This is a genomic window from Winkia sp. UMB3158 (assembly GCF_030217145.1).
GTDB classification, from domain to species: domain Bacteria; phylum Actinomycetota; class Actinomycetes; order Actinomycetales; family Actinomycetaceae; genus Winkia; species Winkia anitrata.
Genome location: NZ_JASONH010000011.1, coordinates 29,519 through 51,195, shown reverse-complemented (window position 1 = coordinate 51,195; position 21,677 = coordinate 29,519). Strand labels below are relative to the sequence as shown.

The window sequence follows — 21,677 nt, the reverse complement described above, 5'->3', positions numbered from 1 at the left end:
AGCATATACTTTCCGGAAACCTACAGGTCAATCCGTGAAAATCCGCGATTCCGGACACACTTTTTGACCCTTAACCCACTGTTGTAGCGGCCTTTTTGTTTGTAAATAGCTGCTGTAAGCCTAATGCTAGGTGGGTATTTTTCGAAGTTTGGCACCCCTCTGCTGGCTGTTGCCCCTGCCACCTGGGGCTACCCGAAGCATCCAGAAGCCTCTAAATCTTATTCCAGATGCCGCGCGGAGGATTTCCCCGCCCAGGAAACATTAAAAATTGGTTAGAACCTCTAATAATTTCCTTATTTTGTCTACAATAAATTATATCCAACAAAGAGGTACAGACGTGACCGAACCTAACAAGCGCGGCCTGGACAGTATCCTGGGCCGCAACAAAGCTCCGCTGCCGCACGGGCGGACCACCGGTAGGGGTGCCCGTAAGGCGGTAACTATTAATGATGTAGCGCAAGAAGCCGGGGTTGCGCCCTCGACAGTTTCTAGAACGTTTTCCCGGCCCGGGCGGGTGAATGCCGAAACTGCTGAACGGGTACGCGAGGCTGCCCGCAAGCTGGGTTACCGCACGGGCCCGGTGTCCAGAGCCGTGTCTACGCCCATCAATAAAATGTTGGCAATTGTTGTGAACGACATTTCCAACCCGTTGCTCGGCGATACGGTCAGGGGCTTTCAGGCGCGCGCAAGCAAACTTGGCTACATGGTGATGTTGGTTGACTCTCTCGAGGACGGACCCAAGGAGCGGGCTGGGGTAGAGCGCGTGCTATCTACCGCCGATGGGATTGCACTCACCTCGTCTAGAATGTCCGATTCTGCCATCCGCCAGATCATCAAAGTAAAGCCAGTGGTTACGATCAACAGGGCGGTATCGTCAATCCCTTCGATCGTCACTGACACCAGGGCGGGAATGAAATACGCTGTTTCGCATCTTACGCGGCTCGGGCACAAACGCATTACCTATTTGGCGGGTCCCGAAGAATCTTGGGCTGACGGAGTGCGTTGGCGTTCACTCTTGAAAGCCGGCGAACAGGCTGGGATTAGAGTCCGCCGCACTAGCCCTCAGTCTGGAAGTGTCGAGGGCGGGTATGCCGCGGGTAAAGAATTCCTGCACGCGAAGACTACCGCGGTTATTGCCTACAACGATCTGATGGCGGCCGGGTTTGTGCGTTTCCTTCGCGAGAATGGGATCCAGGTGCCGCACGAGGTGTCGGTGATAGGTATAGGCAATACTATGGCGGCGACACTGTCGTTCCCGCCGCTAACCACGGTTGCTACGCCCGCCTACACCATGGGGGTTACGGGGGCTTCAATGCTGATAGGGCAGATCCGCAAGCACGGGGTAGCACAGGTGCCGGCAATGGTTTTGCCCATGAAGCTAATCGAGAGGGCGTCGACAGCCCAGGTATGAGACGTCTAAGCCGAAGTGAGCGGGCCCGCCAGGTGCGAATTATCCACTTGGGAGTGGGTAATTTTTCCCGAGCACATTTGGCTAGCTATACTGCCGAGGCTGAAACTGAGGCCGAGGCCGGGTGGGGGATTGCGGCGTTTACGGGGCGCAGCCCGAAGGTGGCGCAAAAGCTTCGCCCTCAAGGGGGGTTGTACACCTTAATTACCAGGGGGGCACAGGGTGATTCTTTTGAGGTCATTACGTCGCTTTCACAGGTGTATCCAGCTTCTGAGTCGCGGGCGTTTATAGAGCTATTTGCGCGCCCTGAGGTTGGTGTGGTTACTACTACGGTTACTGAAGCCGGCTATTGTTTGGATTCTGCTGGCCAGTTAGACGTGGAAAACCCGCAGATCAAAGACGATTTAGAGGGCGTGAAAAAAGGGCGAGTGCCGGCCTCTATTCCCGGACGCATTTGGGCTGGGCTGCGGGCGCGCGCCAGGGCAGAGGCGGGCCCGATTACAATTTTGCCCTGCGATAATTTGGCAGAAAATGGGGCAGCAGTGCGAGCGGCTGTGGAAGGTTTTGCTTCCGCCACGGGGCTGGGGGGCTGGGGTGGTCTAGAGGTCAGTTGGGCCACGTGCATGGTGGACCGGATTACGCCGGCTACTACCCCTGCAGAGGTCGAGTTGGTGCGCGCTGAGTGTGGTTACTGTGATGCTGCCCCTGTTGTTACTGAACCGTTTAAAGAGTGGGTGATTCAGGGGGATTTTCCGGCGTCGCGGCCACGGTGGGAGCGGGCTGGGGCGAAGTTTGTTTCGGATGTAAAGCCTTATGAGCAGCGCAAGCTTTGGTTGCTAAACGGTTCGCATTCGCTGCTGGCCTATGCGGGTCCCATTTTGGGATGCGACACTGTGGATCAGGCAATTGCGGATCCTCGGCTAAAAAGGTGGGTGGAGCAGTTTTGGGATCTGGCGGGGGTGTTCTTGCAGGTAGAATCGGCTGCTTACAGACGTGAGTTGCTGCAGCGGTTCAGGAATCGGCGGATCCGCCATCAGTTGGCGCATATAGCTCACGATGGGTCAAGGAAGATCCCGGTTCGGATTGTGCCTGTCCTTGAGGCTGCCGCCACGGCTGGGGTGGATCCTACCCCGGCGCTTCGCCCTGTATCTGCTTGGATAGCCCACTTGCGCGGGTTGGGGGCACCTGTGGTGGATCCGGACGCCGAGTATTTGCAAAAACTGGTGGCGGGTCCAGTCAGTTCTGCGGTAGATAATATTTTTGATTATCTTTGTCTCTCTGAGGCCCTTGTAGAGGGCGGCCAGCTGGCCGAAAAGTGCGCAGCTTTAGTTTGTGAGCTAGAACGGTAGGGGTTATTCCTGTGGGGTGGATAGTTTTCTGCGGTTTTTAGGCAGGTGGAATGCTTCGGTTAGGAATATTACCGTCAGAAGTACAGGGGGGATTAGCCAGGTGTAGCCGGCACTAACCTCCTGTGGGGTGGGGCCGCGTCCGGCAACCCCGGGAGTAGACATTAGCCAGCCGATTACCGTGGCGACGATGATGGAGGAAATGTAGGGGCATGCCTCCCGGAATCTGAGGTTACGTAGCAGGCTATCGCCCCCGCCGTAGTTGTTTACAACGAATTGCAGGGCGGTGCCGCGTTTCCGCGCCAAAGTAAGACCCGTCCCTATTAGTACGGCGCTAAGGATGAAACCCAAAGCCAAAACAACCAAAGATAATTTGTGCAAAGACGAAGTATTCACACTAGTTGCCTCAGTAATTGCGATAGAGGGTGATACCGCACTGGCAGCACGTCTGAAGGCGGTTTGCATAGATAGGGGGTTGTGCACGAAATCGGGAATGTATATCCAACGATCAGCTCCGGGAACAATGCCGGCATTTTTTAGCTGAGGATCTGCGGGGTTGGCTATCCAGTCAGGCAGATTCGCCTGCCCGAGCCTATAGTTTATTTTGTTGCTGATATCGACGCGGCCAAGATTATTAGCTTTATTTGAGAAGTTGTCGAAGCCCAAGATGTAAAAAGCGCTATCACCCTGGCTCTCGCGCAGTTCTGGCGAGCTATCACCGACTTTAACGAGGTTAGTGCGTTTAGTGGCCAAAAAACTTAGCATACCAACGAAATCGCGACAGTCTGTCAGCGAGTTACCTTTATCGTTGCATTCGGCATATTTCTTGGAAGCTATGCGAATGAGCTTGTGTGACTCATCGGGAAGTGCAAAAACAACAGCACTTTGCATTACTTTTGGAAACTGCTTTTCCAGATAAGTGACGTGGGCCGGACTGACATGCTCTATGGCGATGTAGTCGTCTCCGTCTGGTTTGCCATAGTTCAAAGCATTGGCATGCCCTTGAAGAGAGATCGCTACAAGAGTGGTCAGCGCGATAACTACTGCAACTAAGGGAGCTAAGGTAAGAGCGGAAGCAGTGGTAGCGATGCCAGCCTCCCGTAATGGTTTGCCAATGCTGACCCATGACAAAGCGTATGCAAATAGTGAAAAGCCTATTACAGCCGCGATGATAGATGGAAAAAACACGGCCAATGTAAGGGGAATGGCAAACCATATCAAAATAGCGGACACTACAAGTAAAATAACGCCGCACACAGTAATGGTTTTAACGGGACTTTTCTCGATTCTTACAGGTGCAAGGAGCTGGTTTCGGTTGCGCCATTTATAGTGAATAAAAACTAGTGCTAAAGAGATAAGTATAGTTGCAAAAGCGCGGAAGTAACAAGTAAATATACTACCTGGCGCGTAGGAGACCCAAAGTTGATCGAATTTCTTACCTATGTAATCGTATGAAAGCCACATTCCCAGATGGGCGAACAACCCGCCGAGTATGATGGCACATATTAGCGATAAAGATATTATTCCGGCAGTGAGGAGCCAGGAGGGGCGACTTCCTATGCCTAAAGCACGAAGTGCTTGAATGGTTTTTGTAGCTGTACGATTAGCAGTAGTGATGCCGGCAATTAGAAGTGCGATCGTAGCCAAAGATAAAACTAAAGATAGGGCCTGCCAGCTATTCAAAAGTGCGCTTTGCTCTCCCTCGAGCGCGTAATTTATAGCTCCTTGCATTGAATTAATGCGAATTAAACCTAAGCGTGTATCAGAAACAAGATTTTCTTTTTGTTCGAGATCGATGTCTGTAAGCCATGTAGCTGCGTCTTGTTGTTCGGCTTTACTCATTTGTCGAACAGCAAATTCTTCGCTTATGTGGGCGGGGAGGAGTACTATACCCACTACATCGTACCTACTGTTCCTAATGCTTACCTGATCACCGATTTTGGTGCCTAACGTTTTTGCTGCGGCGCTAGAAAGCACCACTTGTCTCTCGTTCCCTTGTCTGCGGCCTTTAATTAGCTTTCCGTACTCAAAATTCCCACCGGCCTGTATGACTGTTACCTTGGTAGAGCGATTCTTTTTTTCTAAAACCTCACTCTGGCGTGTTACGGGAACTAGCTCTTTCGCATCGGTGTCTTGCAATAAACGGTTTCTGGAGGCAGAATTTGTAGTTCCAACCCTATACTGCTTGCCACCGTATGTTGCCTGACAGTCGGTTTTGATTGCATTTATGAAGTTTGTGCGGCACATTCCAGAAAGAGAAGCACATGTAGAAAAGAGTAGTAGTCCTATGCTTATAATCAGCACTAGACGGAAATGTTGTCGAAGAAAACCTATTGCAACCTTCATCCGCATTGCGCGTGCTACCTTTTTTCGATTAGTTTGTATTCAGACACTTCCAGTACTCTGTCTGCAGCTTCAGCCACTGCTGGATCGTGGGTGACGGTGATTATGCACACCTCTAATTCGTGTGCTAGTTCGCCGAGTAATTTGGAGATTGCGCTAGAAGATTCCTCGTCTAAGGCACCTGTCGGTTCGTCAGCCAAGATGACTTTTGGCTTGTTTGCTAAAGCTCTAGCAATTGCGACCCTTTGTGCTTCGCCTCCAGAGAGTTGGTCGGCGCGTGAGTCGGCTATATTCCCTAACCCCAGACGCTGTAATAATTGGGACGCAGTATCAGGGTTGTGGTCGAGCGTGCCTGCAACCTGCTGAGCCAGCCGAATGTTGTCACGGGCACTGAGGTAGGGAATTAGCCGATAGTCCTGGAATACTCGAGCCAGTATCTTCCCTCGCAGGTCTTTTAGCGCAAAGTCGGAAACTGGTCTTCCCGCTATCTTCACGGTTCCCTTTTCGGGAACCAGGGAGCCGTCAAGCAGGTTTAGCAACGTAGTCTTCCCCGACCCGGAAGGGCTCATAACCACGTGAAATAAGCCAGATGCGAATTCGGCATCCATATTTGTGAAGATTGTTCGCAGTCGCTGAGCGTCGGGAAAATGGAACGATATTCCAGAACACGTAATCATGAGTTATTCGAACGGTTATCGGCGGGCCTGGTCAGTGCGTGCGTACCTAGCTTGCCATGAACCCCACTTTGCTGCCCAACTAGTACTGTGCCTACGTCCCGCATCATGGAACCACCCCGAAGTATAATCTGGCCACGCTGGAATGACCATAACAACTTGGACCTTGGTGTCTCTGCCAATGGAGGAACAGACACCCTCAGCCTGCTGAGATCCTCCATTTGTGTTTAACCACGCCTTACAACTTGATGCTAGCGCTGATGCGTCAACGGTAGATGTCGCGGCGAATCCGCCCGCCAACACAGCTACGCCAGCCAAAGTAGTAGCGAGTCTACGGCTTATTGTCGATTTCATTTCAATCGCCTTCGTTCTTTTGGTTGGTAGCAAGGCTTACCTAACCGTCAAGGGGTGGTAAGGGCGATCTTGCACTGTCACGGTAACAGAATAGATTTTTGTCCGCGCGACATTAAAACGCTCTAATTTAACGGATTTGCCGGGTGATGGGATGGTTGGAACGGGCGTCGAGTGCGGTCGAGGTGTCGATAGTCATGCCAGACTCGTTGGTGGATTTGTTATCGCTGACGTAGTTTCTGCTAAGGGGGACAGGCTCTTCGTTTATGTAATTTCAATTGATGTCGTGTCAGGGTCCTCGCAGGCTGAGTAATCCGATTATATGTTTGAGAGTTTAATTTTTGTTTGCCTAATTTCTAACATAGACATTATCCGACAGACTGGGACTTGTGAATTCCGAATTGGATTGATGATGATATCCTAAAGATAGGGAAGACAGCGGTGTAGGAATAATGACTGTCAGTTTAAGTATCGAAAAACTTTGCTGATGCTTCTCATAGTGCAAGTGACTAATATCGACAGAGCAGCAATTCTTTCATCAGTATTCAAAGCCGGGTAGTTTTCCCTGTCGCTCTCTTGCTAATCGATGAAATGGTATGCATTCCAATAGGTAATTACGAATCAGGCATACACAAAATAACTCCCATCAGCAGGGCTTAATTGGAAATCTCATTAGTGCTAGTGATCTAGGAACCTTGGAACGCACACGCTAGCTTATTAATCCAGCAAAAGTTGCGATAAGATACGCAAACTTTGGTATTTGAGCACAATATCGCGACGGTATCTTTTATCTTCTGCAGTTTGGTTAACTACTTGAAGGCGGCTAAACCGATACTTCGATAGTCGAGCCCCAAGCGCGACCTAGAGGTAGGGTCAGACCCCCAGCTTCGCCCTCAGCCAGCGGGCGGCCATCATAGACGCATCGGTCACCCCAAAGTCGGGTAGGTAAGCGCGGCCGATGGCAAAACCTACGGCAGGCAGTTCTGCCACGTCGGGAACCAGCAGATACATTGGTTCGTAAGCCGGTTGAAACTTTGCTTTAAATCTGGCCAGCGACCTAAACCCATAGACCGGCTCCAACATGCGTCCCACCCTATCCAACGAATCGGAAAGGAAAGCGCGTTCTTCAATCTCGCTCGATTCGGCGCCCGCCGGCGCTGGGGCAAGCGGGGCTCCCGACAAGGATACGAACTCTAGACCGGCTTCCTGGCAGGCAATAGCCTGTTCTACCAGCAGCAACTCGATGACCTGTTTGAAACCGCCCTCGCGCCTACGCATCACATCCAAGGTGCGCCCGACCAACTGCCCGTCCCGGTAAACCGGTAGCCACGAAGTGACCCCGTGAATGGTGCGCTCATCGTCAACAGCAATCAAAAGCGACACGGCGGGATCTTGCAGCTCAGCCACCCCACCTAGGGTGAAATGCATTTCCGGCAACGCCTTGCCCTCGACCCAGCGGGCACAAATCGCTCGAATCTGATCGCGCCCGCCCTCGGGAAGATCCTCCCAAGTTACCTCTTCGACGTGTATGCCCTCGCGAGCGGCCCGATTTTTTGCGGTGCGCAAATCTTGATATTTCTTACCCACCAGCGTGAATGATTCCATCGGAACTACGGCCTCTTCAGCTACTCGCATGGCAGTCCAACCCAGATTCTGCGCCGCCTTGGCCACCTCGGCGTGGGCCGAATAGAGGGCGGGAATCCACCCGTTCTTCTGCGCGAATGCCCCGAACTCGTGGACGAGGCGACCCATATTTGCAACCTTGCCCACCGGGTCGGCGGTAGCCAAGGCCACGCCCTCGACAACGCGGTAACCCCACCCGGCTAAGCCCGTCCTATCCGCCCAAGGCTGGTTGCCCGCCCACGTAGACATCCACGAAAGAGAACCGCCACCGGTTAGAACAAGTTCGCACAAATGCGATTCTGCATCTAAGTTCGCGGGGCGGAAATAGGCGCGCTCCGCGGGCACGAGCCGGCCCCTCGAAGTGAACGTACGCCAAAGCAAAAACACCAAGGCAATGGCCAGCAGATGGGCGGGAGGCCCCGCAAAAATTTGCACAAAGGTGCGGGGAGTCGACCAGGCACGCGGCTCCAAAGCATAAAGCAGTAGCATAATTGCCAGGCCCACCGCGAAAATGAGCCCCGCCCTCTTGCCCATGAGCTTGTAGGTGCCCTCTGCTGCATGCACGTGGAAGAAACCTTTAGTTGCAAGAAGCAGCACCAGAGCGCACCCACTGATAGCTATCTGAAAATAGAGCGGAGGAAGCGCCGAAAAAATGTGTTGGGTAGAAAAAGTGAAGTCCTCAGGAACCAAATGCACCCACACCAGGGCGCGCACAACCCCCACAATTTGCACTGCCATCGCAACAATCCAGGCTGCCCTGCGCGAACGCGACAACCCGTCTGCCAGCGCCAAAAACAGCAGGAAGAGGGCGACGTGGTGAAGCAGGGGAGACATGGCCCCACCGCTGGCGCGCGCCAACTCTACCGTGCAAAGCGGATCCGCTATATGTGCCCTAATCGAGGCGAATCCATCAGGGAAACAGTGTGCTGCCAACGAAGCCGGCCGCAATCTGGAAATAAAAATTAGCCGTTCAATTTGCGCCATCGGCCCCTCAGGGTGCCTGAAAATGGCGCTAATAAGCCCCGAGGTACCCAATGCGGCAACGATTATGGCAATGTTAGAGGGAATGTCAGCGCGCGCCCCCATAGGTTTTCCGCGTCGGGCGCTCGCGGAAGGCGTGTAGCCAAGCACTAGGCCCGCAAGCGCGGCGCCGATGCGCACCACCTCAACCAAGTTTCCTACGATCAGGCACAACACCACCAAGGTGACAAAGGTTGCCACTCGGATGCGGCGAGCCCCAATGCGACTGATCCGCCAGGTAGTGCCCACAAGAACCGCAATAACCCACGGCGAAAGAGAAACCACTGTTTCGTCAACCAAAACAGCCGAGGTGGAAAACCCTACCGCGTAAAAGACAAATACAGTAAGTGCCCCAAAAATAATGCCGCAAAGGTGGCCACCCACGGCAATTAGTGCCAGGCGGGCAGAACCCAACTTTGGTTCCGCCCACGAACCTACAGCCAGGGCAAACGCGGTAGCTAGCAGCAGGGCAATCCCATCAGAGGTAGTAAAGACAGCAACTAAAGGGCGCGACCAACCAGGAAATTCGGTAAGTGCAAAACGAGCTAGCGGCCCGCGCGTAGAAGCAGCGGGGCCAATCCCCAGCGCGAGAGCTAAAGCAATGTTTGCCGCCCAGCCCAACCCCACTAGAACAAGGGTGGCGGGCGAGCGCAATAACGCGGACTTGATTCTGCTCATCACTTGCCCTTCTCGATTCCTAGCTGCTGCATCATCCACGGCCATTGCTGTTTCAATAGACTGCGCCAGACCGCCCACGAATGCCTGCCCTGGGTGTAGACAATCTGACCCACGTCAATTCCTTTCTTCTTTGCCTGCGCGTGCACGCGCCTAGTTTTTGCTCCCGCGAACTTATCTTCAATTCCGAGCCCGAACCTACCCGACATGGCGGGGAAATGCCCGTTCTGCAGTAGGGGAGCGATCTGGTAGAGCTTCCACTTTTCCACATCCCCCGCAAAAGCACGCTGAATCGTGTAGCGGCGGGTGCCTATTTTTTGTTCAGCTTCCCCAGACATGTCAAAAAAGTGGCGGTAGGTGTTGGGTGCTTGCAACGCGAATTGGACCGCGCAGGTGCCCCCAAAACTGACTCCGGCAACCAGCCATTTGTCCGCGCTAGCTGCGGCAGGTAGGTTGGCTTTAACCCATTCGGGCACATCTTTAGTGGCGTAGGTGGAAGCGTTACCCCTAGTCGAATCCGCACACAGGGTGTTGTAAGTGGTAGATCCCGTAACGTCAGCTAGCACAAGAATTGGGGCAACGCCAGAATGAGTACTGGCATAGCGCTCTGCCATCATGGGGGCGTTACCTAGTCGAACCCAGTCGTTCGGGGTGCCAGGAATACCGGCCAACAACACCAGCACAGGCAGTTTCGGTGGATGTGGCCCCAGCGCGGCCGGAGGAAGATAAATATTGGCTGGGCGAGCCCGAAAACCAGACTTCTTGCCCGGAATTGTCACCTTAGTGAGCACCCCCCGCTTGGGAATATTCCCAAAGGAGTTAGCATCCAGTTTCCGCTCGCTGCCCGCAGCCAGATGTAGCTTTTTCCAAGAAACGGTGTCAATCTTGCTGGGCCCAAAGAAAGATTCCATAGTGGGGTAGGCCTGGTATACCGCATTAGTACCAAGTGAGGCCCCAGCCGCAAAAACCACAACCGCAACTAGTGCGCCCAAAAAGCGAGTTGCCCTCGCCAGTGTGGGGGCTTTAATCCCGAGGGCGAAACCCCCCATAACTAGGGCGCTTACCGCCAAAACAATCCAAATGTAAATGTGCCAGTCGAGCCCATCGGGAAAAGGCACCCAAAGGTAGTCAATTACGAGCAGCGTTATTGCAGAGGCTCCTCCACCCGCAAGCAACGCCACAAAAGCCTTACGAAAATACTTTTTTGCGCCCGCTGCCAGGAAAAACATCAAAGCGGTCGCGACAGCGACAAGAATCCAGGCAAGCCACAAAGCATTGGGGCTAAGCAAGTTCGCGTCCCGCACATGGACTCCTATTCTTTAAGGGCCTGGGCCCGGCAACAAAAACATCTAAGAGTAGTCGCTATTATCTGTGTAAAACCTGAGCGTTTACTATTAGTTCTAAAGGAAACCTCCCGCTAAGGGCCTAGGCAGAGCCAGAAAGGCCCAATTGTGGCCAATGACAAGGTTGTGAACCCAATAGAGGCGGTAGGGTAAGAAGTGCTCGAGCGGGCATTTTAGAAAGGGGAAACGTGGCGGATCCAAAAAAGGACGGGCCGGGTAAACTGACTCGCCGCGAACTGCGCCTACGTAGGCAAGGGCGCGGCTTGAACGCTAACGCTTCCGGCGCAACCAGCACCCCGAAGGCCACTTCGAATCCCAAGCCAGCCCCCAAAGCCCCCCAGAGCACAAGGCGTACGCAACACCCCAAAAGCGGCCAAAGCGCCACGAAAAGTAAGCGCGCAAGCAGCAGCAATAACCCGCCCTCGTACCAACCCAAACGCAAAACCAGCGCAGTTAGGTCCGATAGGGCAGTGCAAAAACGCAACCAGAAGGCCAGGCGGACTTGGCCGAAACGGCTGGGCATCGGGCTGCTAGGCACCTTCCTACTAGGCGTCATCGCAGCTGGATGCACCTTCTTAGTGGCCTACGCAACAATGGACATACCCGGGCCCGACAAACTGGCGCAGGCGCAAACCTCCACTGTCTACTTCGCCGACGGCAAAACCGAGATGGGCAAGTTCCAAACCCAAAACCGTCAAATCATCGACGCCAGCAAACTACCCGACTACATTGGGCAAGCGGTAGTTGCCTCCGAAGACTCCACGTTCTTCGAAAATAACGGCATCGACGTCAAAGGCATCGGCCGCGCCCTAATAAACAACCTTTTGGGCAGGCCACGCCAAGGCGCATCCACACTCTCGCAACAGTACGTAGAAAACTACTACACCGGCTCCACCTCAAACGAACACGGCATCCGCGCCTACTTCGCCAAATTCAAAGAAACCATTTTGGCGCTGAAGATAAACCGCGAACAATCAAAAGACCAGATTCTAGGCAACTATCTGAACACGATCTACTGGGGCCGAGGAGCATACGGCATTGAGGCTGCCGCCCACGCCTACTTCAACAAGCCAGCCGCCGAACTAACCCCCTCAGAGGCCGCACTACTAGCAGGAATTATTCCCGCGCCCTCCTCATGGGACCCAGCAATTGACGAAAATATGGCCCACAAACGTTGGGACCGCGTAGTCGACCGCCTAGTAAAAGACAATTGGATTCGTGCCGACGAAGCCGAAAAAATGGCCTTCCCCAAAGCTGCCGCCCCCCAGGCAGTGCAGCCCTCACTAACCGGCACAAACGGGTACCTTTTGGCTCATGTACGCCAAGAGCTGCGCTCTAAAGCCGGCTACAGCGACGAACAAATCGACACCATGGGCATGCAAATTGTCACCACCATCCAGCCGGAACGGCAGAAAGCCGCCGTTGACGCGGTGAACAACCTGCCGGCCGATCGGCCGAAGCAGCTTCGCACCGGCCTGGTGTCGGTAGACCCAGAATCCGGTGGGATTGTTGCTGAATACGGTGGTGCCGACTTCCAGAAGGTACAGCGGTCGGCCGCCTTCCAAGACAACGCCATGGCCGGTTCTACCTTCAAGCCCTTCGCACTGATTGCGGCACTGCAGGACGGCGACTCAATCTATTCCACAGTGGACGGGTCCTCGCCCATGCCACTAGGGGAGGCGCGCGTAAACAACTACGCCTCCGTGTCCTATGGGACTATCACCTACAAGAAAGCCACCCAGGATTCGGTCAACACTGCCTACGTCCGCATGAACCAAAAGGTCGGGCCCGCCACCACCAAGCAGGTGGCAATCGATGCGGGATACCCGGAAAATACCCCAGGCCTGGATGAATCAGCCACTAACGTGCTGGGCTCGTCCTCGCCGCACACAGTGGACATTGCCACCGCATATTCCACCATCGCCTCGCGCGGCGTGCGCCGTGACGCGCACATCGTTGACCAGGTCAAAGACAAGGCAAACGACGTGTTGTACAAGGCCGACACTGCTGGAAAACGCGTGTTTGACGAAGACATCATGGATCAAACCACCGAGGCGCTGCAAGCCGTAGTGCGCGGCGGCTCCGGCGATAAAGCCCAAGCCCTGGGCCGTCCCGCAGCAGCCAAGACCGGCTCCTCTGAAGAAAACCGTTCCGCCCAATTCGCCGGCTTCGTACCCCAGCTAGTCACCGTCGTGTCCATGTACCAGGTAGGCGAGGACGGATCCGAACAATCCATCACCCCATTCGGTGGGGTAGGGGAAGTAACCGGCTCAACCTGGCCGGCGCAAGTGTGGACCTGGTACATGCAGGACGCGCTCGCGGACACTCCCATCCAGCAATTCGAAGGATGGGCGCCCGCTTCTAGTAGCAGGCAGGCTCCCGCCCCCGCCCCGGCTCCTGCGCCCAGCCAGCAGGAACAGCGGTCTGAAAGCCCCAGCCCTTCGCCCTCGGAAGAGGTCACTGAAAGCATCATCGAAGAAGAGCCTGACCAGGAACACGAAGAAGAACATAAGCAGCAAGGCCGCCAGTCCAGCCCTTCGCCCTCGCAAAGCAGCGGACGGCGCCAATAATGTGGCAGGCTCCGCCCAAAAAAGGGTAGTAAGTCGGTGGGGAAGCCGTTAGACTAAACACTTGGCTGTACTTTGCACCCGCAAAGAAGGCCAACGCAGACCCTCCTGTCACGGAAGGACCGTGACCGTTTAGACCAAAGGAGGTGGGTTATCAATGCGTGAGTATGAACTCATGGTCATCCTGGACCCGCAGCTCGACGAGCGTGCAGTCCCCGCATCCATGGAAAAGATCACCAAGTTTGTAACCAACAATGGTGGTTCCGCGGAAGTTGACGTTTGGGGCAAGCGCCGCTTGGCCTACGAAATTCTGAAGCACTCCGAAGGCATCTACGTGGTCATCAAGCTGAAGACCACCCCCGCCGACGCTAAGGAACTCGACCGTCAGCTCACTCTGAACGAAACCGTTCTTCGCACCAAGCTGATGCGTTTGGGCAACAAGTAGTAACCCGATAGAACCAACGGAGGAATCATGGCCGGAGACACCGTAATAACGGTAGTAGGAAACCTAACCGCTGACCCGGAACTCAGGTTCACGGCATCTGGCGCGCCCGTCGCGTCGTTCACGATCGCCTCCACTCCCCGCCGGTACAACCGTCAGTCAGGGCAGTGGGAAGATGGCGAAGCCCTCTTCATGCGCTGCTCCCTGTGGCGGCAGGCAGCAGAAAATGCTGCCGACTCGCTACAAAAAGGCATGCGCGTCATTGCGCAGGGGCGGTTGCAGCAGCGCTCTTATGAAACCCGCGAGGGTGAGAAGCGTACTGTCGTCGAAATGCAAGTAGACGAAATCGGCCCCTCACTAACCTTCGCCACCGCAAGGGTGGAACGCTCCCAGCGGGGCGGATCCGGCTTTGGTGGCGGCCAAGGCGGCTACGGTGGCGGCCAGCAGAACCAGGGCGGCTACGGTGTGAACCAGGGCCAGCCCCAAAACTACGGGCAGCCAAACCAGGGTCAGGGATTCGGTTCTAACGCAAGCTACAACGCGCCAACCGGAGGTTCGCCCGAAGATCCGTGGAGCACCGGCGGAGCACAAGCCGGCTCCAGCTTCGACGACGCACCCCCGTTCTAAAGCGCAAAGGGCACACAGCCCAATTTCCAGGATTCCGCCCTCGTTAGAGGGCTGCCGCAAGGCAACAGACCATAAGGAGAAGGCATGGCAAGGCAGCAAAAGGCTCGCACTGTTAAGCCAATTAAGAAGAAGGCGAACCCGTTCCGGGGCGTCGAAAATGTAGTAATCGATTACAAGGACACCGCACTGCTGCGCAAGTTCATTTCGGACCGCGGCAAGATCCGCGCCCGTCGCGTGACCGGTGTTTCCGTACAGCAGCAGCGTCTGATCGCTAAGGCCGTCAAGAACGCCCGCGAGGTCGCACTGCTTCCGTACTCGTCGTCCGGCCGCTGATAGGAGGGGAACAATGGCAGCACAGACAAAAGTCGTACTAAACGTTGACGTCCCGAACCTAGGTGTTACTGGTGACGTTGTAACCGTTCGCGCAGGCTACGCACGTAACCTGCTGTTCCCGCGTAACTTGGCTTCCAAGTGGACCCCGGGTGCACAGCGTCAGATCGATCAGATGCAGGCAGCTCGCCGCAAGCGCGAAATCGCCTCGATCGACGATGCTCGCGCAATCCGCGATGCACTGCAGGGCTCCGAGGGCGTTGTCATCTCTAAGAAGGCAACCGACACCGGCCGTCTGTTCGCGTCCGTGTCCACTGCCGAGATCGCTGCTGCGGTCAAGGAACAGCTGGGCCAGACCATTGATCGTCGTGGCGTCTCTTGGGAAGCCCCGATCAAGAGCACCGGTTCTTACAAGGTGAACGTTTCCCTTCACCCCGAGGTCGACGCGACCTTGGCAGTAAAGGTTGACGGCGAATAGTTTTTATTCAGCATTACGGCCCGTGAGCGCTTAGGCGCCCGGGCCGTTTTGCTATCCCGGTGGCGCGTTTGTTTACTCCGCGAAAGCACATCTAATTGCCCAGAGCACCTGGATTGGTTGAAAGCACATGGAAATGTGTACCGGTAGGCATGCTTTCGACGTGTTGGTGTGCTTTTGGCGCAGACCAGCCAGGAAGCCCCAACTTCATAACGCAAAATTGCGTCTCGAATCTAGGAGGGCGTCGGCCCCGGTAGGGTAAGAGTATGGATCAGACGGTAATTGACCGGGCGCGCGGCGCCCTTCTTGGGCAACTCGTTGGCGACGCGTTTGGCGCCCAAATGGAGTTCATGACCCCTGAAGAAGTAAGGACGCGCTTTGCCGGCCACACCGTCATGGGGCCATCTGCCGTCCACGGGACCATAGCGGGTCAGATCACTGACGATTCTGAGATGGCGCTCTGCCTGGCTCGCTCGATCATTGACGAGGGCGAATATTCTTCGGCTGCAGCTTTTGCGGCGTATCGGGAATGGGGGAATTCGCAGCCCTTCAGCATGGGCATGGCCACCCGTTCCGCACTGGCAGGCAGACGCTCAAAAGAGACTCAGGCCAATGGCGCCCTCATGCGCATCAGTCCACTAGGAATCTACGGGTGGCACGCACCCCTACACCAAGTGGGCACGTGGGCCGCCACCGACGCCGCACTAACCCACCCGCACGCGGTAACGCGCGCAGCCAACTCGCTCTACGCCATGGCAATCGCACTTGGCGTACGCGGACTGACTGCAGCCGCTATCTACAGGATGGTCCTCAACTGGGCGAAGGAAATGCGCGTGCCAGACCCGGTTCTGCGCGCGATAATCCGGGCGCAAGACAATCTTCCCGAAGATTTCATGACTCATCAGGGCTGGGTGATGATAGCCCTGCAAAATGCGTTCTACCAGTTGTTGCATGCTATCTCGGGCGAGGACGCCATCCGCACGAGCGTTTTGCAGGGCGGGGATACGGATACAAACGCTGCCATAGCCGGGGCCCTAGTAGGGGCCGCCGGGGCCAGTTTTCCGCCCTCGTGGGTGCAAGTCGTATTAGAGGCCGAACCGGAACAGGCCAGTGCCCACCCGCGGCCTCCACGCCTATGGGGAGCCAACGCACTAGTACTTGCTGAACAGCTGGTACATCTGGGGCTGTAGAAATATTTCTGTAAGAGGCAGATCATAAAGGGGTATAGCGCGGTTGCAATTTTACTTCCCCAGACCGTTGCTGGAATCTCTGGACCGGCCTAAGGCTGACTCGCAGCGGACGTGAACGTTTGGCATACGCCTGGTGCTGTTGAATGTAGTCAATTTGCTGAAGCTGCGATAGCTGATTACGTTTTTTCAGACCAGAAGCCCACAGTTGCCAGAGGATGACGTTGCACTTATGGTACGAATGGGAAATGCTTCCCGCGGAGCAAATAAGTACTGTAGAGAGAAGAAATAATGGCCAACAAAGACGTGGGCCGGTTCAGCCCTTCGGCGGCATCGACACTGCTAGTGAAGATCGGCATCGGCATCTACATTTTTTCGCTGATCATGCGCACACTCGGCTCGTATCTAATGAACTGGGGCGACGGTCAGGTTGGATCTGCAAAGCCGCTGGGAGCCGTGGTCAGCTTCTTAGTGGGGGAGATGCAGGCACTCTCGCTGCCGACGGTTGCCACGGTCTGCATTATTGCGGCGATCGTGATCCGCCACTGCTCGCACCGGTAGGCTTACCCTTCGGCGTTTTCCATCCACTTGCTGCCGCGCGCCCTCAACGCCAGGACCACGGCACGCGCGCCGAACATGATCGCCGCGTAACCGATCCAAACCCATACCAGATTGGTGCCAGCGTGGTTGCCCCCAAGGATCCACCCGTAAGAGGGCGCCGTCGCGGGTAAGGACTGTCCGCCCGCCAAAGCTGCCGACCAGGTGTTGCCAAAGTGGGCGATTGCTAGGGCAGCGGGAGCGTACACCGCCAACACCACCACGTAAGAGGCGGCCATGTACTTTGAATCGTTTGCCCCGATTAGCACTCCGTCAAGCATGTAAACCACTCCGGCCAGCGGTTGCATCAGCCCGGCCACGATCAGTCCAATTGCGGTAGCCATCAGCACCTGCTGGTCAGAGGAATAAATGCGGCCGATCACAGGCGAGCCCACAATGATTATTGCCCCCAGGAAGACGCCCACGCCGGCGCCCCAGGCTAGGCACCGACCGAGCACCGCCTTCACCCGGTCGAAATTGCCAGTACCTAAAGCGTGGCCTGTCAGTGCCTGCGCGGCGATCGCCAAAGCGTCGAGGCTGAAAGAGGACAATGCCCAAATAGAGTTGATCACCTGGTGCGAAGCTAGGGTTAGGTCGCCCAGGCGGGTGGCTGCGCTAACGGTCAGCACGCCACACAACTGCAGTGCGAGGGACCGAATCAGTAGTGGTAGCCCAGAGAATCCAGACTTCCTAATGCCCTCTATGGACGGGCGGACAGATACGCCCTCGCGCCTGGCCCCGCGGTAAACAATCAGGCACAGCGCGACAGCCATGCCAGTTTGTGCTAGTGCCGTACCAATGCCGGCGCCCCGGATACCAAGGTCAACCCCGTAAATTAGGGTGGCGTTCAAACAAACGTTTGCCAGGGCGCCCAGTGTGGCCACGACGAACGGCGTGCGAGTGTTGAGCATGCCGCGCAGGGTGCCGGTGGCAGCCATGACCGTAAGCATGGAAATGAGGCCGGGTGCTGCCGCCCGCAAGTAGATGCCGGCGTACTCGGAAGCAGCGGGGGAGGCGCCAAATAGGGAAGCCAGTTGGGGAGCGGCGGCCAATAGCACCAGTGCGAGCAGCAAGCCGATGCCAGCTGCAAGCCACATCCCGTCAATGCCGCCGCGCAGTGCGCCTTTCTTGTCCCCAGCTCCCAGGCGCCGCGAAGTCAGTGCCGTTGTGGTGTAGGCCAGGAAAATGCACATGCCGACGAACAGGTTCAAGATGGTGGTGCCCACCGCCATGCCGGCTAACTGCTCCGTACCTAGGTGGCCGACCATGGCCGAATCAGCCATGGTCATAAGTGGTTCTGCTACCAGTGCGCCGAGGGCGGGTATCGCCAGTTCTAGGATTTGTCGGTTCAAGGTGCTCTGGCGCGGCTTGTCCACTTTTCCTCCGAAATTGGTTATCCACAGCCTGTGTATAAAGCTGTGGACTTTTTAGCCGGTGAAAGCCGGTTTACCTGCTTTACTGTGGTTTTATCAGCAGTTTTTGTCCACACGCTTTCCACAGGGTGGGAGATTTTATCCCCAAGAACTCCACAATAGTGGCCAGCTTATCCACATGCCAGCCGGAAGCAGCTTGGTTTTTTCCGTCCTCTTGTTCGATACTTAGAGCAAAGTGACTTCCAGGGGGTATACATGGCTGAAGAGTCCGCTTACGATCGCGTTCCGCCTCACGACAATGATGCAGAGCAGTCCGTATTGGGCGCCATGTTGCTGTCTAAGGATGCGATCGCGGATGTTACCGAGCAGATGCGCGGTTCGGACTACTACGCCCCGAAACACGAGATCATTCACAACGCGATCATTGACCTGTACGGCCGGGAAGAACCCGCTGATGCCGTTACCGTTGCGGCGGAGCTAGAGCGTAAAGGCGACCTGAATCGCGTAGGTGGCGCCCCTTACCTGCACACTCTGACTACGGTCGTCCCCACGGCCGCCAACGCAAACTACTACGCCAGGATCGTCCGCGAGAAGGCGCAGCTGCGGTCGCTGGTAGATGTGGGTACCCGAATCGTGCAGCTGGGTTACAGTGCCGAGGGCGGCGATCCAGCCGAGATTATCAACACCGCGCAAAGCGAGATCTATGCGGTCACGTCGAACCGCACTGCCGAAGATTATGTTCCCATTTCGGATGCCATCGAACCGCTGGTTGAAGAACTGGAGGCAATCGAGAACAACAAGGGCGAAGCCCAGGGGGTACCCACGGGATTCCACGATCTGGATCGGCTCTTGGGCGGTCTGCACGAAGGGCAGATGATCATTGTTGCTGCCCGTCCCGCAATGGGTAAGTCCACCCTGGCACTGGACTTTTGCCGGTCCGCTTCCATTCATCACGGGGTAGCTTCGGTTATCTTCAGCTTGGAAATGTCGCGCGGCGAGATCGCTATGCGTATGCTCTCTGCCGAAGCGCGCGTGCCCATGTCGAAGATGCGGCGAGGCGAGATGGAGAGGCAGGACTGGGTGAAGATTGCCGAGGTAATCGGCAAGACCGATGAAGCCCCCCTCTTTATTGACGATTCCCCAAACATGTCTATGACCGAGATTAGGGCAAAGTGCCGCCGGCTAAAGCAGCAGCATAATCTGGGGCTGATTGTGGTTGACTACCTGCAGCTGATGACTTCGGGACGCGCCGTGGAATCGCGCCAGCAGGAAGTGTCTGACTTCTCGCGTTCGCTGAAATTGTTGGCGAAGGAATTGGGAGTGCCGGTCATTGCGGTAGCGCAGCTGAACCGTGGCCCCGAACAGCGCACCGATCATAAGCCGATGATGGCGGACTTGCGTGAATCCGGCTCGCTAGAACAGGACGCTGACGTAATCATGTTGCTGCATCGTCCCGAAGCGTACGAAGAAGATAACCGTCCGGGCGAGGCAGACATTATTGTGGCCAAGCATCGTAATGGTTCTACGGGCACTATTGCCGTGTCTTTCTTGGGACACTACGCCTCTTTTGCCTCACTGGGCCCAGAGGCTTAATCTCAAATAGTAAATACTTTATTGCGCAGCATTTTTTGATGGTGATATAAAAATATCATCCTATTTTATCTATCTAAAGGGATGTTATGCGCACTGAATTCGCTGCTTTGTCACACACCGCCACAGCTTCTTTCCAAGCTGTCGCGATGATGTGCGTTTCAGCTGCGCATATGTGTTTGATGCACCCTTCGCGCTAAACTTTTCAGCCTTCGCCCAGGCATAATTAGGGCTACCCTCCACTCCGATTTTATTTAGCGGAGCTATATCCATTTTCTCTTTCTTTCCCAATTCAGGAGATTACTATGCTCATTTCTGGATTAATTCTAGGAATAATTCTTGGTTTCATATTCCAGCGAGGCCGATTTTGTGTCACCGGCGCTTTTCGTGACGTGTGGCTATCGCGTTCGACTAGGTGGTTTAACGCTTTCTTGCTAGCAATTGCGCTGCAATCTGTAATAGTCGTTGCGCTTGCTGGCCTTGGTGTAGTGAGCCCTGAAGTTGATAAATTCGCGCCCTTTGCAGTGTCGATCGGCTCCCTCCTATTTGGTGTCGGCATTGTTCTATCCGGCGGTTGCGCCACCGGCACCTATTACCGCGCTGGCGAGGGCCTAGTGGGCTCTTGGATCGCCCTGGTGCTGTACGCACTATCGTCCTCGGTGCTCAAATTTGGGCTAGGCGCGAGCCTAACTAAGAAACTCCGCGGCGCTACCGTCAACGCAACCACCGTCTACGACACCCTGGGTGTGCCCTGGTGGACGCTCTCGCTTCTTCTGGCAGTAGGGGTGGCATACCTGGTTACCCGCGAGCTCGCAGCCACTCCGAAGGTGGCAGCCTTGCCAGCAAAGAAGACTGGCGTAGCACACTTTCTATTCGAAAAGAAGTGGCACCCCTACTTCACTGCCACCCTCGTTGGCCTGCTCGCTGCAGTAGCCTTCCCCCTGTCCGCAGCTACCGGCCGCAATGCCGGCCTCGGCATCACCACTCCCTCCGCCAAGCTGATCCAATTCCTGACCACCGCTGACATCAGCAACGTCGACTGGGGCGTGCTACTAATCCTGGGGCTAATCCCAGGCTCCTACCTGGCAGCCAAGCTCTCGGGCGAATTCCGCGTTCGCGTCCCCGACGCGAGGACGGCCGTGCGCGCGGTGTGGGGCGGCCTACTAATGGGCGTCGGTGCCGTGTGGGCAGGCGGATGCACTATCGGTAACTCGCTGGTAGACACGGCCCTGTTCGGCTGGCAGGGGTGGACCGCCTTCCTGTTCACCTTCCTGGGCGTGGGACTCGGTGCCCGCCTGTTTATCCAAAACCACACCCGCGCAGGGGCCACCCTGCAGCCTCAGCCCGTTCTAGAAAACGCTTAAAGTAAAGGAAAAACATGAGCTTTTTAGGAATAAAATTCTCCACCAAAGAAAACAAGAAGACTCCCGCCCCGGTTCTTACGGGTTCGGAAAAGAGCTACCGCCTAGACGCTGTGGGCCAGGTGTGTCCTTTCCCGCTAGCAGAGGCTAAGAAGGCCATCGCCCAGATCAACAGCGGCGATACCCTGCAAATAGATTTCGATTGCACGCAGGCGACGGATTCAATTCCCGCATGGGCTGCAGCGCAGGGCCACGAGGTGCTGGACTTCAAGCAGCTCGGAGAGGCTATTTGGACTATCACCTTGCGCAAAGCGTAGGTGTTGCGAAAAAGTGAGTGGCCAGGCT

At 55.6% G+C, this 21,677-nt stretch carries 17 protein-coding genes; 12 read left to right on the top strand and 5 right to left on the bottom strand.

The window, feature by feature from the left end:
* The first annotated feature begins 337 nt into the window (after positions 1-337).
* Entirely contained in the window at positions 338-1,411 is a 1,074-nt protein-coding gene (locus QP400_RS10360; protein ID WP_285445126.1) for a LacI family DNA-binding transcriptional regulator, read from the top strand.
* Positions 1,408-2,757, top strand: a complete 1,350-nt coding sequence (locus QP400_RS10355; protein ID WP_285445125.1) for a mannitol dehydrogenase family protein — start codon at positions 1,408-1,410, stop codon at positions 2,755-2,757. Before QP400_RS10360 ends, QP400_RS10355 begins: the two co-directional genes overlap by 4 nt.
* Before the next feature lie 3 nt (positions 2,758-2,760).
* On the opposite strand, the gene QP400_RS10350 is transcribed toward QP400_RS10355, so the two are convergent.
* From QP400_RS10350 to QP400_RS10335, 4 genes are all read right to left on the bottom strand, one after another.
* Positions 2,761-5,106 carry an ABC transporter permease gene (locus QP400_RS10350; RefSeq protein WP_285445124.1) on the bottom strand — a complete coding sequence of 782 codons (2,346 nt, stop codon included), beginning with the start codon at positions 5,104-5,106 and terminating at the stop codon, positions 2,761-2,763.
* 8 nt (positions 5,107-5,114) lie between these two features.
* Positions 5,115-5,774 carry an ABC transporter ATP-binding protein gene (locus tag QP400_RS10345; RefSeq protein ID WP_285462674.1) on the bottom strand — a complete coding sequence of 220 codons (660 nt, stop codon included), beginning with the start codon at positions 5,772-5,774 and terminating at the stop codon, positions 5,115-5,117.
* 1,221 nt (positions 5,775-6,995) lie between these two features.
* Positions 6,996-9,443 carry a bifunctional lysylphosphatidylglycerol flippase/synthetase MprF gene (locus QP400_RS10340; protein WP_285462672.1) on the bottom strand — a complete coding sequence of 816 codons (2,448 nt, stop codon included), beginning with the start codon at positions 9,441-9,443 and terminating at the stop codon, positions 6,996-6,998.
* Entirely contained in the window at positions 9,443-10,744 is a 1,302-nt protein-coding gene (locus QP400_RS10335) for an alpha/beta hydrolase (protein WP_285445121.1), read from the bottom strand. Before QP400_RS10335 ends, QP400_RS10340 begins: the two co-directional genes overlap by 1 nt.
* Before the next feature lie 509 nt (positions 10,745-11,253).
* Between QP400_RS10335 and QP400_RS10330 the strand changes: the two genes are divergently transcribed.
* The 7 genes from QP400_RS10330 (at position 11,254) to QP400_RS10300 (ending at position 16,972) form a co-directional block, all read left to right on the top strand.
* Positions 11,254-13,353, top strand: a complete 2,100-nt coding sequence (locus QP400_RS10330) for a transglycosylase domain-containing protein (RefSeq protein ID WP_285445120.1) — start codon at positions 11,254-11,256, stop codon at positions 13,351-13,353.
* A 154-nt stretch (positions 13,354-13,507) separates the two neighbouring features.
* A complete protein-coding gene (gene rpsF, locus QP400_RS10325) occupies positions 13,508-13,795 on the top strand; it encodes a 30S ribosomal protein S6 (RefSeq protein ID WP_285445119.1) in 288 nt (95 codons plus the stop codon).
* A gap of 27 nt (positions 13,796-13,822) precedes the next feature.
* Positions 13,823-14,419, top strand: a complete 597-nt coding sequence (locus QP400_RS10320) for a single-stranded DNA-binding protein (protein WP_285445118.1) — start codon at positions 13,823-13,825, stop codon at positions 14,417-14,419.
* 84 nt (positions 14,420-14,503) lie between these two features.
* A complete protein-coding gene (gene rpsR, locus QP400_RS10315; protein WP_004807791.1) occupies positions 14,504-14,752 on the top strand; it encodes a 30S ribosomal protein S18 in 249 nt (82 codons plus the stop codon).
* A gap of 13 nt (positions 14,753-14,765) precedes the next feature.
* Complete coding sequence (rplI, locus tag QP400_RS10310; RefSeq protein ID WP_004807789.1) at positions 14,766-15,227, top strand: 50S ribosomal protein L9; 462 nt, start codon at positions 14,766-14,768, stop codon at positions 15,225-15,227.
* Between the two features lie 263 nt (positions 15,228-15,490).
* Positions 15,491-16,414: an ADP-ribosylglycohydrolase family protein gene (locus QP400_RS10305; protein ID WP_285462670.1), complete on the top strand. Its 924-nt coding sequence runs from the start codon at positions 15,491-15,493 to the stop codon at positions 16,412-16,414.
* Positions 16,415-16,702: 288 nt separating this feature from the next.
* Positions 16,703-16,972, top strand: a complete 270-nt coding sequence (locus tag QP400_RS10300) for a hypothetical protein (RefSeq protein ID WP_101485862.1) — start codon at positions 16,703-16,705, stop codon at positions 16,970-16,972.
* A gap of 2 nt (positions 16,973-16,974) precedes the next feature.
* On the opposite strand, the gene QP400_RS10295 is transcribed toward QP400_RS10300, so the two are convergent.
* Entirely contained in the window at positions 16,975-18,384 is a 1,410-nt protein-coding gene (locus QP400_RS10295) for an MATE family efflux transporter (RefSeq protein ID WP_101485863.1), read from the bottom strand.
* A 252-nt stretch (positions 18,385-18,636) separates the two neighbouring features.
* On the opposite strand from QP400_RS10295, the gene dnaB reads away from it, so the two are divergent.
* The 3 genes from dnaB to QP400_RS10280 all read left to right on the top strand — a co-directional run bounded on the left by dnaB (position 18,637) and on the right by QP400_RS10280 (position 21,649).
* On the top strand, positions 18,637-19,974 hold the full coding sequence (gene dnaB / locus QP400_RS10290; protein ID WP_004807777.1) for a replicative DNA helicase: 1,338 nt from the start codon (positions 18,637-18,639) through the stop codon (positions 19,972-19,974).
* A gap of 302 nt (positions 19,975-20,276) precedes the next feature.
* Positions 20,277-21,335: a YeeE/YedE family protein gene (locus QP400_RS10285; protein ID WP_101485865.1), complete on the top strand. Its 1,059-nt coding sequence runs from the start codon at positions 20,277-20,279 to the stop codon at positions 21,333-21,335.
* 14 nt (positions 21,336-21,349) lie between these two features.
* Complete coding sequence (locus QP400_RS10280; protein ID WP_180803553.1) at positions 21,350-21,649, top strand: sulfurtransferase TusA family protein; 300 nt, start codon at positions 21,350-21,352, stop codon at positions 21,647-21,649.
* Positions 21,650-21,677 lie beyond the last annotated feature (28 nt).

What these genes read in the sequence shown, in the direction of transcription:
- QP400_RS10280 (WP_180803553.1), top strand. Translation starts at nt 21,350, where the DNA reads ATGAGCTTTTTAGGAATAAAATTCTCCACCAAAGAAAACAAGAAGACT.
- QP400_RS10350 (WP_285445124.1), bottom strand. Translation starts at nt 5,106, where the DNA reads ATGCGGATGAAGGTTGCAATAGGTTTTCTTCGACAACATTTCCGTCTA.
- QP400_RS10285 (WP_101485865.1), top strand. Translation starts at nt 20,277, where the DNA reads ATGCTCATTTCTGGATTAATTCTAGGAATAATTCTTGGTTTCATATTC.
- rplI (WP_004807789.1), top strand. Translation starts at nt 14,766, where the DNA reads ATGGCAGCACAGACAAAAGTCGTACTAAACGTTGACGTCCCGAACCTA.
- rpsR (WP_004807791.1), top strand. Translation starts at nt 14,504, where the DNA reads ATGGCAAGGCAGCAAAAGGCTCGCACTGTTAAGCCAATTAAGAAGAAG.
- QP400_RS10320 (WP_285445118.1), top strand. Translation starts at nt 13,823, where the DNA reads ATGGCCGGAGACACCGTAATAACGGTAGTAGGAAACCTAACCGCTGAC.
- QP400_RS10345 (WP_285462674.1), bottom strand. Translation starts at nt 5,774, where the DNA reads ATGATTACGTGTTCTGGAATATCGTTCCATTTTCCCGACGCTCAGCGA.
- QP400_RS10340 (WP_285462672.1), bottom strand. Translation starts at nt 9,443, where the DNA reads ATGAGCAGAATCAAGTCCGCGTTATTGCGCTCGCCCGCCACCCTTGTT.
- QP400_RS10305 (WP_285462670.1), top strand. Translation starts at nt 15,491, where the DNA reads ATGGATCAGACGGTAATTGACCGGGCGCGCGGCGCCCTTCTTGGGCAA.
- QP400_RS10300 (WP_101485862.1), top strand. Translation starts at nt 16,703, where the DNA reads ATGGCCAACAAAGACGTGGGCCGGTTCAGCCCTTCGGCGGCATCGACA.
- rpsF (WP_285445119.1), top strand. Translation starts at nt 13,508, where the DNA reads ATGCGTGAGTATGAACTCATGGTCATCCTGGACCCGCAGCTCGACGAG.
- QP400_RS10355 (WP_285445125.1), top strand. Translation starts at nt 1,408, where the DNA reads ATGAGACGTCTAAGCCGAAGTGAGCGGGCCCGCCAGGTGCGAATTATC.
- dnaB (WP_004807777.1), top strand. Translation starts at nt 18,637, where the DNA reads ATGGCTGAAGAGTCCGCTTACGATCGCGTTCCGCCTCACGACAATGAT.